General features: G+C 41.7%; 12 protein-coding genes and 6 tRNA genes. 2 read left to right on the plus strand and 16 right to left on the minus strand.

Annotated features, from left to right (window positions below; genetic code table 11):
* Nucleotides 1–52 precede the first annotated feature (52 nt).
* From Len3610_RS07520 to Len3610_RS07565, 10 genes are all read right to left on the minus strand, one after another.
* Nucleotides 53–1,324 (minus strand): MFS transporter, encoded by a 1,272-nt coding sequence (locus Len3610_RS07520; RefSeq protein WP_176447401.1) that lies wholly within the window; start codon nt 1,322–1,324, stop codon nt 53–55.
* A 170-nt stretch (nt 1,325–1,494) separates the two neighbouring features.
* Nucleotides 1,495–2,106, minus strand: coding sequence for a superoxide dismutase (locus tag Len3610_RS07525; RefSeq protein ID WP_176447402.1), 612 nt, complete (start codon nt 2,104–2,106; stop codon nt 1,495–1,497).
* A gap of 304 nt (nt 2,107–2,410) precedes the next feature.
* Nucleotides 2,411–2,483, minus strand: a tRNA-Phe gene (locus Len3610_RS07530).
* 220 nt (nt 2,484–2,703) lie between these two features.
* A tRNA-Ser gene (locus Len3610_RS07535) sits at nt 2,704–2,796 on the minus strand.
* 9 nt (nt 2,797–2,805) lie between these two features.
* A tRNA-Ile gene (locus tag Len3610_RS07540) sits at nt 2,806–2,882 on the minus strand.
* A gap of 31 nt (nt 2,883–2,913) precedes the next feature.
* Nucleotides 2,914–2,989, minus strand: a tRNA-His gene (locus Len3610_RS07545).
* A 19-nt stretch (nt 2,990–3,008) separates the two neighbouring features.
* Nucleotides 3,009–3,082: transfer RNA gene (locus Len3610_RS07550), tRNA-Met, on the minus strand.
* A gap of 3 nt (nt 3,083–3,085) precedes the next feature.
* A tRNA-Asn gene (locus Len3610_RS07555) sits at nt 3,086–3,160 on the minus strand.
* A gap of 226 nt (nt 3,161–3,386) precedes the next feature.
* The gene (locus Len3610_RS07560; RefSeq protein ID WP_176447403.1) at nt 3,387–5,012 is read right to left on the minus strand and encodes a Na/Pi cotransporter family protein; all 1,626 of its coding nucleotides are present in this window, start codon (nt 5,010–5,012) and stop codon (nt 3,387–3,389) included.
* A 251-nt stretch (nt 5,013–5,263) separates the two neighbouring features.
* Nucleotides 5,264–5,923 (minus strand): NfeD family protein, encoded by a 660-nt coding sequence (locus Len3610_RS07565; RefSeq protein ID WP_176447404.1) that lies wholly within the window; start codon nt 5,921–5,923, stop codon nt 5,264–5,266.
* A 77-nt stretch (nt 5,924–6,000) separates the two neighbouring features.
* Here Len3610_RS07565 and Len3610_RS07570 point away from each other — a divergent pair, with 77 nt between their 5' ends.
* On the plus strand, nt 6,001–6,330 hold the full coding sequence (locus Len3610_RS07570) for a hypothetical protein (RefSeq protein WP_176447405.1): 330 nt from the start codon (nt 6,001–6,003) through the stop codon (nt 6,328–6,330).
* 34 nt (nt 6,331–6,364) lie between these two features.
* Here the strand turns inward: Len3610_RS07570 and Len3610_RS07575 are convergent, their stop codons facing one another.
* Nucleotides 6,365–6,772: an MATE family efflux transporter gene (locus tag Len3610_RS07575; RefSeq protein ID WP_176447406.1), complete on the minus strand. Its 408-nt coding sequence runs from the start codon at nt 6,770–6,772 to the stop codon at nt 6,365–6,367.
* Between the two features lie 163 nt (nt 6,773–6,935).
* Here Len3610_RS07575 and Len3610_RS07580 point away from each other — a divergent pair, with 163 nt between their 5' ends.
* Nucleotides 6,936–7,220: a DUF2624 domain-containing protein gene (locus Len3610_RS07580; protein ID WP_176447407.1), complete on the plus strand. Its 285-nt coding sequence runs from the start codon at nt 6,936–6,938 to the stop codon at nt 7,218–7,220.
* Between the two features lie 63 nt (nt 7,221–7,283).
* Here the strand turns inward: Len3610_RS07580 and Len3610_RS07585 are convergent, their stop codons facing one another.
* From Len3610_RS07585 to Len3610_RS07605, 5 genes are all read right to left on the minus strand, one after another.
* Nucleotides 7,284–8,177, minus strand: coding sequence for a deoxyribonuclease IV (locus Len3610_RS07585; RefSeq protein ID WP_176447408.1), 894 nt, complete (start codon nt 8,175–8,177; stop codon nt 7,284–7,286).
* Between the two features lie 15 nt (nt 8,178–8,192).
* Nucleotides 8,193–9,497, minus strand: coding sequence for a DEAD/DEAH box helicase (locus Len3610_RS07590; RefSeq protein ID WP_176447409.1), 1,305 nt, complete (start codon nt 9,495–9,497; stop codon nt 8,193–8,195).
* A gap of 75 nt (nt 9,498–9,572) precedes the next feature.
* Nucleotides 9,573–10,688: a Nif3-like dinuclear metal center hexameric protein gene (locus Len3610_RS07595; RefSeq protein WP_176447410.1), complete on the minus strand. Its 1,116-nt coding sequence runs from the start codon at nt 10,686–10,688 to the stop codon at nt 9,573–9,575.
* Nucleotides 10,675–11,382 carry a tRNA (adenine(22)-N(1))-methyltransferase gene (locus Len3610_RS07600; protein WP_176447411.1) on the minus strand — a complete coding sequence of 236 codons (708 nt, stop codon included), beginning with the start codon at nt 11,380–11,382 and terminating at the stop codon, nt 10,675–10,677. The genes Len3610_RS07595 and Len3610_RS07600 overlap by 14 nt, the downstream gene beginning before the upstream one ends.
* 106 nt (nt 11,383–11,488) lie before the next feature.
* Complete coding sequence (locus Len3610_RS07605; protein WP_176447412.1) at nt 11,489–11,896, minus strand: c-type cytochrome; 408 nt, start codon at nt 11,894–11,896, stop codon at nt 11,489–11,491.
* Nucleotides 11,897–11,934: the final 38 nt, after the last annotated feature.

Genomic DNA, 11,934 nt, shown 5'->3' on the forward strand with positions numbered 1-11,934 from the left:
AGCATTTATACCATTACATTATAACATTTATTCAGCTGAATTCTAAGAGATTTTATCGATTTTTTTCGTCAGTCAATGGCTCTTTCGTAATCGCATCCTTTTTGCCTGCACTCCCCAGATAGATGTTTTTTACGAATACATAAATAAACAAATGGCCAAGACCAAATACAGCGAGCAAATATGGAATAATTGTTTCTGCCGGAAAAAGTGTGACAGCTATTATGAAAATGCCTATCGACAGAACCCTGCCGACATCAACAAACAGTTCCCTTACAACAATATATTCGACCCGAAGCTCCTTGGCTTTCCATGCCTTACCAATCACATCGTAGGTTAAGGAGGCATATGGCACGTTAACGATCGGATACGCAAGTCCGATCAGGGCGGCATAAATCATCAGCTGAACATAACTTATATTGAACAAAATAATATATATGGAAAAATATAGGATTAATGCTCCAGTCAGAATAGCCTTTTTTCTTAAAGAGGGTTTGACCCATTTCGTTACGATGAAATAAAAGACAAATGATAAGCCTGACAGGAACAAGTTAAATACCCCTAAAGCAAATTCACTTTGGGTTGTAATGAATACCCAGATGGTAATGACAAATAAAAAAATGCCTTCCCGGAGTCCTTGCGACACATGGGCGTTTAGAATTCTTTTCCAATTTTTATTGTGGCTTCGTTCAGTCAGAACACGCTTGAAATGAAAAAGTCCTTCTGCCGGTCTGCGCTTCAGGAAAAAACTGCACACAACAGCACCGATAAATAAGATGAACGAGATTGTAAAAATCACACTATACCCTATATTCTCCTGCATACTGGCGATGATGGTACCGGCAAGCAGTGGGCCGATCATGCCTGCAAATGACTGCAGCACCCCGAGAAATCCATTAAAAAAATCCCTTGATTCAGGCTCCGTAATCTCAAATGTGAGCACATTAAATGCCAGCCAGTAAAAACCGGATCCAATACCCAGTAAACTTCCAAGCATAAAATTATAGGTGGCCGCCTGTTCGGCAATCAGTAATACACTCAAAAAAAATAGAGATAAGAAAATCACCCCTAAACGTAATACGATAACCCGATCAACTTTCTTGGCTATTTTTCCCGCCAGTATAAAGGTAAGCGGCTGGAATACATAGATCCCCAGGTTGTAAAAGGCGATGGTCATGTAGTCTCCAGCCTGCTTCCATAAGTAAATGTTTACAAAGGTGTTGGAAAGGAAAATACTAAGGGAATACAGTCCCCCTATGACCAACAGCAAGATAAGGTCACGGCTGATTTCAATTTTTCCTGCGATGTTTTCTAGGCTTTTATGCATATCCATTGCTCCTTTTCGTTCATTTATAGTGTGAACAAATCAAAGTCAGATATGCAGTAGTGAAAAAGACGAGAGCCTCTGTCCGCGCCTTTCCCTGTATCAGCAAAAAGTAAAAAACTTCGGCATTCGCTGTGATTTAACGAATGCCGAAGCTTGTCTAACGTATATGCTTATTTCGCTTCATTATAATTTTTTGTTACTTGATCCCAGTTGACAACATTCCAAAATGCAGCAACATATTCAGGGCGTTTGTTTTGATATTTCAGATAGTAGGCATGCTCCCAAACGTCAAGACCCAAAATTGGTGTTTTGCCTTCCATTAATGGTGTATCCTGGTTTGGTGTATCTGTAATCTCCAGTTCACCATTGTTTACAACGAGCCATGCCCAGCCTGAGCCAAAGCGTCCTTTTGCAGCATTTTCGAAAGCTTCCTTGAATTTTTCAAAACTTCCGAATTTACTATTGATCTTATCGGCTAATTCGCCTGATGGTTCACCACCGCCATTCGGTGACATGACCTTCCAAAACAGGCTATGGTTGGCATGCCCGCCGCCATTGTTGCGGACAGCAGTGCGAATGTCTTCAGGAACAGCATCTAGATTGCTGACTAAGTCCTCAACAGATTTACTCTCAAGGTCTGCTTTCCCTTCAACCGCAGCATTCAGCTTGGTTACATAAGTATTGTGATGCTTTGTGTGGTGAATATTCATGGTTTCTTTGTCGATAGTAGGTTCTAAAGCATCGTAAGCGTATGGTAGTTCTGGTAGTTCAAATTTTGCCATTTTTAATATCCTCCTTTGATTCTTTTTAAAAGGATTGAAAATTCACCCTTTACATTTAAGGCTATCAGAGCCAACACGTACATGCAAATTAAATGCATTTCTTCCAAGGTGTGAATAGTGAAATCATTCACTTCAGTGGATTGATGGGAACTCAGGCTAAATTATAAGTCTTGTCGCAGCTCTCATTGTATTCATCCTGCAGATTCAAAAACCACTGATTGAAGTTTCACTATATCTGTACCCATTCTCAATATGTACAAAACTTACATAAACAAAAAAACAAGCAACTGCTTGTTTGGAAAGATGGCTCGGGACGGAATCGAACCGCCGACACACGGATTTTCAGTCCGTTGCTCTACCGACTGAGCTACCGAGCCGGATTATAGGTTTCATTTTGTAATATAGTTCTCGCACCATAATATTGTTTCGATGTTGATTCGAGGATGCTTTGTGTTCGTCGTGTTGCAAGGTCTTTCGGTGAAGCTTCACTCCTCACAAGCCTGCACATGGAAGCCTATTCGATGAGGCTTGCGGCTTGCTCTACCGACTGAGCTACCGAGCCTTATTTAATTCTGACATCTGACCTCTGGTTATGTATGGAGGAGGTAGAGGGATTCGAACCCCCGCGCGGTTTGACCCGCCTGTCGGTTTTCAAGACCGATCCCTTCAGCCAGACTTGGGTATACCTCCGAATGTTGATGGTGGACCCTGCAGGATTCGAACCTGCGACCGATCGGTTATGAGCCGATAGCTCTGACCAGCTGAGCTAAGGGTCCGTATAGTAGCATTTTAAAAAATTTATCATTATGGGGCGACCGGTGGGGATCGAACCCACGTATGCCGGAGCCACAATCCGGTGCGTTAACCACTTCGCCACGGCCGCCATCAATCTTTGATTATAATAGCGGTGGAGGGGATCGAACCCACGACCTCACGGGTATGAACCGTACGCTCTCGCCAGCTGAGCTACACCGCCACATGGCTCCACAGGCAGGATTCGAACCTGCGACCGATCGGTTAACAGCCGATAGCTCTACCACTGAGCTACTGTGGAATAATTTAATATGGGCTATCAATGCATTATTACTTAATGCATTATGCAGTCACTTATTAATCAGCGACGAAATATAATTTACCATGTCCGACAGAATCTGTCAATGACCTATCTGAATGAAATTTATGTAACTCAAGTTAAAATGCAAGCGACATTTAATAATATACCATGTTAACAAATAATTTTCAATTAAAAAGAGGTGTTTTTAACACACCCCTTTTACTTTTTATTCACCTAAAACAGTTTCTGCAATATTGGAAGCATGGTCACCGATACGTTCAAGGTTGCTGATGATGTCAACAAAAACGATTCCGGCTGACCCGCTGCAAAGCCCTTCGTTCATGCGAATAATATGCTTTTTGCGGTAATTGCGTTCCATTCTGTCAATTTGATCCTCTTTTTGAACAACAGCCAGTGCCTCTTCGCGATCCATATTTTCCAGTGCTGTAACTGCCTGTTTCACTGTCATAATTGTCAAGTCAAACATATTATTCAAATCTTCCTGAGCCTGCTCTGTCAAGTGAACTTTATTGGATATTTTATAATCAATTAATTCGATAATATTTTCAAAATGGTCACCGATGCGTTCGATGTCCCGTACTGAGTCCATTAATACTGTATGCTTGGCACTGTCCATTTCAGACATCGATTCACCGGATAATTCCACCAAATATTCCGTAATGCGCTGATCCAAATTGTTGAGTGCCCCTTCAACTTGCATGGATATTTCCGAATGCTTCTGATTTTGTGTTGTTAAATACAAATTCGTTTCTTCAAGTCCTTTATACGCATATTCACCCATCCGGATAATTTCTGCTTTTGCCTGATCCAAAGCAAGTGTGGATGATTGCTGAATGAAAATCGGGTCCAAATGTTTTGGGTTATATTCAACAATCGCGTCATCACCAGGAACTATTTTCGTCACGATCCAGGCAAGCGCCCCAATAAATGGAAATTGAATAATAAGGTTGGCCAGGTTAAAGCTTCCATGCGCAAAGGCAATCGTCATTTCCGGATTGAGCCCAAATGAGGATTGCAAATACATGACATATTGCGTGAAAAGCCCAAGTAACAGTACCCCAATTACAGCACCAGCAACGTTAAAAATGACGTGAACTAAGGCGGTCCGTCTGGCTGCAACCGATGCACCAATTGATGCGAGAACCGCTGTGATCGTTGTTCCGATATTATCCCCGAACAATACCGGCAGTGCAGCCTCCAGACTAATGGCGCCTTCTGAAAACAGTCCTTGGAGAATACCAATTGTAGCAGTTGAACTTTGCACAATAACTGTAAATAATGTCCCAATGACAACACCTAAGATGGAATGCTCACTCATACTGACTGTAAGATCCTGAAATGCCTGTACTTCACGTAATGGTGACATCCCGCTGCTCATTAATTCCAATCCAAAGAACAACGCACCAAAACCAAAGACAGCTTGTCCGATGTTACTAACTTTTTGGCTTTTAAAGAAAAACAATAGAAAACTGCCGACAGCTATGATAGGTAACGCGTATTCACCTAAGTCAATACCGATTATGAAAGCTGTAACGGTTGTCCCGACGTTAGCCCCCATAATGACACCGATTGCCTGTCTCAAGGTCATAAAACCGGCATTAACCAAACCGACTGTCAAAACAGTTGTCCCGGAACTGCTCTGAATGAGTATCGTTACGACAATACCGGCCAAAACACCAAGAAATGGATTGCTGGTCGTTTTGTCAAGGATATCCCGCAGCCTGTCACCGGCAGATTTCTGCAGGCCTTCCCCCATATATTTTATACCCAGCAGGAAGATACCTAATCCGCCGATAAATTGAAATATCAGTGTTTGCACATCGATATCCAAAGATTATTCCACCCTTCGAACATTGCTGAAATTTGTCACATACCTTCCCCATTATTAATGCACTATTGATAGTTTGTAAAGGCCATTACCGAAAACTTAACATAAAATTTACATTCCGATGTTATTTATTAGTTACCCATATATCGTACATTTCATTCTTAGCATTTAAACTAACTTGCTGCACTTTCGAATAGTCCCGTCTCCACCAATATCACGTTTAACAAAGAATTCACAAAAATACTCATGAATCCCTATGATCCATGAGTATTATTTCGGTGTTCATTTTCAATTATTTCGACTAAAATTTTTGTTCCATCTACATGGGTTACCTTAACGGCACTGTTTTTAGGAATCCATTCGGCATTTGAAACAGCACTGTAATTTTTATTATCAACACGTATTGTCCCGACCGGACGCAAATCACTTAATGTGACGCCCTGTTTCTCGAGTAATTTTTTATAATCCTGGTTCATGGAATTATAACCTTTTTCCGTTGTCAGCTGATCCTTTAACGTTATTTTGGACCACATATTCCGGCGTTTAAATACTTTTAAAAATAAGGGTGACGAAAACCCTCCAATCAGCACACCAATAACCGCGTATAAACCTGCGAATAAATTTGGTGCAGCCAATGCGACTGCGAGAAGCATACAGGCGAGGCCGATTGTTGCAAGTGTCCCGTCATTAACGACTTTACCATCAATCATAATAAGTAATATTCCAGCCAGATAAATAATAAGCATAATGATAAATGAGCCTGTTTCAAGGTAAGCTGTAAAATAAACGGTAATAAAGCCTAAACCAAGCAATCCAAAAATACCACGCATATTTACCAGAAGTTCACCGATAAGGAATAATGTAGCAAATCCAGTCAAAATAAAGCCGATCCAGTCCAATGAAAAGATATCCATCTCATCACTCCCCCATTCCCTTACTACACTTATACGGTGTTGGTTCAATATTGGTTTCATTTTAAGGAGCAAAAAGTATGAATGCAATTAAAAAACTGCTTCTATATACATTTATAATCCTTTTCCTGATTAGTGTCCATAAAGATTTAACTGTTGGAACATCATTAAACCCTGACACGGATTCACAAAATCAAACACATATGATTGAACAAGAAGAAAGGACAGTCCTGAAAGTACAAGTCAGTACTGGGGAAACTGTCCTGTCCATTGCAGAACGCATTAATCCACAGGATAGCAATCATTTGGATATTTCACAAGTTTTGGATGATTTCCGGGCATTAAACCCCGATGTCGAACCAACCCATATTACACCCGGGGAATATTATTATTTTCCGTTATATCATTAGAAAAAGGGACTGAAAAAAATTCAGCCCCTTTTCGTTAAACAAATGGAAGTATAAACAGTGTAATCAGGATGGAAATTGCACCTGCAATGATTGCCGTATTACCAAGCGTTTCCGTACCTCGGTTTCTTGATATAAAGCCCACTATAATCCCTGCGCCACCAAGGATGATTGGCATCATGAAATACGAGATAATCGATAACGCCAGCGCAATCCATCCAAAAGCACTATTCGCCTCTGTGCCATCTTCATCTGAATCAACTGGCTCGTCGATGTCATCCGCAGTCATTTCATTAGCAAATTCCTCATCCCGCCTGCTTTGGACTTCTTCCACACGCGGTTCATCGCCGCCATAATCGGTGGCAACCATATCGTCTCTATCCGATTCTTCTTCCAGCTTTGGTCCGTTTTCCGCACTGTTCAGCCGTCGATTGTCTTCATCCATCAGCAAGACCTCTCTTTCCTAAATGAGGTGCGTTTATAGTTTATGGATGGTCTGCAAATATACAGCTGGTAGTTAATGGGAATGCATTTTGAAGGTACAAGTAAATTTTTCCGATTTCCAACATATAATGGAACAGAAAACAAATATGGAGGCGACTGGATATATGTCAAGCGTTATCAAACAACTGGTCAACAAAAAATTAAAGCAGCTTTCGCCTGATGAACTGCTACAATACGCACATCAATATAATTTTTCGATCAACCGAAAGCAAGCTATCGAAATCGCAACATACCTGCGTCAAAACACAATTGATCCTTTTGATCCCGGACACCGCAAAAAAATGTTTGAGGAACTTGCTCGTATCACAGATAAAGCAACAGCCAATCAAGCACAAAAATTATTTGTGGAAATCATAAAATCCTATGGCTTGGAAGGCTTGTTTAAGTAAAAAGAAGGTTTCTGTTTAACTAACATTCAGTGGAGAAAAACCACTCCACTGAATGACGTTTCTCTACTGGTTCATTATTTTTTCTTTTAAATCCGTTTCAAATTCACCATTTTTAATCATGTCAATTTCAAATTTGTATGGTGGCTTTTTATTTTTCTTGTTTTCTCCGACGAAAGGTGTTTCCAAAATTTTGGGTAACGCCTCCAACTGCGGATGGTTTATGACATAATGCAGTGCATCGAAACCGATGTGGCCAAAGCCGATATTTTCATGGCGGTCTTTATGTGCGCCTTGTTCGTTTTTGCTGTCATTGACATGGACAACTTTTAGCCGGTCAACTCCGATAATCTTATCAAATTCATCCAGCACACCATCAAAATCCCGAACAACATTATACCCGCCATCATGAATATGACAGGTGTCAAGGCATACGGACAGTTTTTCGTTATGGGTAACCCCGTCAAAGATTTTGGCCAGTTCATCAAACGTGCGTCCGATTTCGGATCCTTTTCCGGCCATCGTCTCAAGTGCTATCTGGACGTTTTGTTCCTTATCAAGTACTTCATTCAATCCTTCTATAATCTTTTCAATTCCTTTATCCGCGCCGGCACCGACGTGCGATCCGGGGTGGAGAACAATTTGTTCCGCTCCGATTGCAGCAGTCCGATTGATTTCGTTTCGTAAAAAATCAACACCCAATTCAAATGTTTCGGGTTTTGTCGTGTTGCCGATATTAATGATATAAGGCGCGTGAACCACGACATCAATAATACCATTCGCTTTCATATGTTCCCTGCCGGCCTCAATATTTAATTCTTCTATCGCTTTTCTTCGTGTGTTCTGTGGTGCGCCGGTATAAATCATAAATACGTTGGAACCGTACGAAGCAGCCTGTTCGCTGGACCCCTGCAGCATTTTCTTTCCACTCATTGATACATGTGATCCAATTTTTAACATTTCCTCACCCCAAAATTATTTTCGCTTCTTATTTGTCATTTGTTTCTTAATTTTTTCTTGCTGATTTTTCATTTTTTTCTTATATCCGGGTTTTACTGTCTTCGGCTTTTTAACTTTTTTCCAGGCTTCGGAATCGGTATTATCCGGAGTCTCCCTGTTGCGGCTGTGTCGCCTCCGGGATTTGATGTCTTTCCATTCCCCGTTTTTGATATCCCGGTGTGTGAATGTCAGGCGTTTTTGTTCCAATTTTTCAATCAGCCGCATATCCTGATCACCGTATAAACTGATGACTGTACCTTCCATTCCGGCGCGGGCCGTTCTTCCGGCACGGTGGATGTAAAAATCTTCTTCCTTAGGCAGTTGTGCGTTAATAATATGGCTGACGCCTTTAATGTCGATGCCCCGTGATGCCAGATCAGTCGCAACGATATACTGGTAACGCAGGTTTTGTATGTCCTTAAGCGTCCGTTTGCGTTCTCTTGGTGAAAGTCCGCCGTGGATGATTCCGACATCAAGACCTTTCTGCTGCAAAGACATAGCAAGCGTATCTGCAGCTTCTTTTCCATTTGCAAAAATAATACCCATATACGGCTGTACAGCTTTGGAAATGTCGATAATAACGTCAGATGCGTCGCGGTGGCGGAGCGGAATCAACACATGCTCCATTGTCTCCGGTGATAATTGATCATCAATTTTCACATGCAGCGGATTTTCAAGGTATTTCCGGTAAAAATGCTCCAACTGCTGCGGGATGGTTGCTGAAAAAGCAAGAATTTGTATCGTTTCTGCCGTCCGTACAAGCAATTGATCAATATCACGAATAAAACCTAAGTCAAGCATGAGATCGGCTTCATCAATAACAAAAGCTGAAGCCGTGTAAATCGAAATCGCACCTTCCTGGACTAAATCGAGAATCCGCCCCGGGGTTCCGACAATAATATGTGGTGACCTTTTCAGCGTATCCATCATTTTTTGCTTATCTGTTCCCCCGACAAGCAGTTTAGCGATCCATGTTCCTCTCATATCAGCATAATCAATCATCTTTCTGACTTCTTCATATATTTGCATTGCGAGTTCACGGGTTGGTGCAGTCAAAACAACCTGAACTTCCTGCTTGCTTGACTCAAGCTGATTGAATAACGGCAAAAGATACGCATGCGTTTTCCCGGATCCTGTATGTGACTGCCCAATAACGCTTGTCCCTTTCAGGATAGAAGGTATAACCCGGTGCTGAATAGCCGTCGGTTCATGAAAATTTAATTCCTCGATGACGTTTTTCATCACAGGATGAAATGAAAACTGATTGAATTGATTAGTCATAAGGTTGTTCTCCTTTTAAAAACGTGGCAAAACTGCCATATCTGTTTATTATAAACATATTTCTCCCGTCATGCATTAAATAAATTGAAATGGTTCAGTATTCGTTTTAGAAACGATTACTTCTATATCACCTGCTGTAAAATAATCATCAAGATACGACTTGGTACAGGCTTTCATGACTTTTTCCACATAGTGCCCGGGGTCAATGATCGACAGCCCCATAACTTGTGCATCCTGAGCAGTATGGAAAGTCATATCGCCGGTTATATAAACGTCAGCTCCCATTTGCTTTGCCTTGTGAATATATTTTTCACCACTGCCGCCCAGTATAGCCACTTTGTTGACTTTTTTGGATAAATCACCTGTTACTCTGACATTCCGGACATCAAATGCTGTTTTAACCTGCTCACATAAAGCTTCTAAAGTGAGTTCATCAGATAATCTGCCAATTCGTCCAATCCCATATGCTTCTCCGCTGTTTTCAACCGGATAAATGTCGTAAGCTGCCTCTTCATATGGGTGTGCAGCTGTCATCGCATCAATGACAGGTGTCAACTTTGCGGCTGGGATAATGGTTTCCATTTTCACTTCATCAACGAATTCAAGCTCACCTTGCTTACCAATATAGGGATCGGTACCATCAAGAGGCATAAACGTTCCCTGTCCCGGTGATTGAAATGTACAATGACTGTAATCCCCTATATGGCCTGCACCCTTTTGACTCATGGCATCCCGTACTTCTTCAGCATGCGTTTCCGGAACAAATACAGCAATTTTAAGCAATTGTTCTGTATAACTCTGTTCAAGAATCACCGGCGCCTGGATCCCCAGTAAATCACACAACATATCATTCACACCGCCATTAGCTGTATCCAGATTCGTGTGAGCGGCATAAACAGAAATGTCATGCTGCAATAGTTTCTGGATGGTACGTCCTTTTGCTGTATCAACATTGACTTGTTTCATGGATTTAAATAAAAGCGGATGATGTGCAATAATCAAATCGACATTATTTTCGATGGCTTCATCTGCAGTCGATTCCAATACATCCAATGTCACCATCACCTTTTTGACAGGTTTATGAAACGATCCGACCTGTAAGCCGACATTATCCCAGTCATAAGCCAAATGTTTTGGTGCCCATGTTTCGATTGCCTTGAAAACATCAGTGTTACGCTTAGTGGCTGTCATCGCGCAATACCTCCTCTATCCATGTTAATTCCTTTTTGAATGCTTCTATTTTGTTATCATTCGGTAATGCAGCTTTTTTCATTTGATCGATAATCCGTTGTCGTTTGGCGTATTCATTCTCCCACTTTTGATAAAACAGTTCCGGCTTTTGTTTCAGTAAACGGGGGCCGAATAGCAATTGCTTTTCGGTCATTTCCTGTGTCGTTGGGTTTTTATCACCTGCAATAATCTCATAAATATGCCCGTTTTCTTTAATCATTGCTTCGTTTGTGATTGTATAGCCATGGGTATAAAACCATTGGCGGACACGTCGTTCACCAACGTTAGGCTGGGCAATAATTCGCTTAATACTCTTCAGACGGTCTTTCCCCTCATCTAAAATCGTACTGATAAGGGCACCTCCCATACCTGCCAACACAACTAAATTAACCTCACCGTCTTTCAAAATTTCCAATCCATTTCCCAATCGTACATCAATTCTTTTTGCCAAGCCATATCGCTTAACGGTTTCCTGAGCACTTAGGAAAGGACCTTCATTGACTTCTCCGGCCACCGCCTGTGCAGATTCATCATGCAGACATACATAGCAGGGAAGGTAGCCATGATCGGAACCGATATCAGCAAATTCAGCACCTTTTGGTATTAACGACGCCACATTTTCCAGACGCCCGGAAAGTTTGATTGAGTTGTTCATGGTTATCTCCTTATGTATCAATACCTCTTGTAAGAGCATAAAAGAGTAAGCCTGCTGCATGTCCAGTAAGCTTACTCTTTTGGCATTAACAATATTCACGTTAATATTACTGTTGCTCAGAAAGCCACTGTGCAACGGCTTGGGCATCTTCTCCCTGGACGAGTCCCGGAGGCATTCCGGCGTCAGGGAACCCATCTGCTATGATTTGTTCAATTTCCTCCTGGGAATACTTGCTCCCGACAGTGTCCAGTGCCGGTCCGGATTGACCTGATAAGTCCTGACCATGACAGCTTGCACAATTGCTTTGGTAAACCTCTTCGCCATTGGCAGCCGTTTCGCCACCGCCGGATTCACCACCATCGCCGGAGCCGCCTTCCTGCTGCTCACCCTGTTCTTCGCCGTTACCTTCCTCTTGAATAGCCTCCTGTTGATCCAGGCCAACAACTGATACTACAATAACTAATAGTATTCCTATACCAGCAATTAAAGCATAAGGTATAACCGGGTTTTTCATCGTAGTTCCTCCTTATGTATAGTCCTTTTATGAATTTA

It is taken from the genome of Lentibacillus sp. CBA3610, from assembly GCF_013373365.1.
GTDB lineage: Bacteria > Bacillota > Bacilli > Bacillales > Amphibacillaceae > Lentibacillus.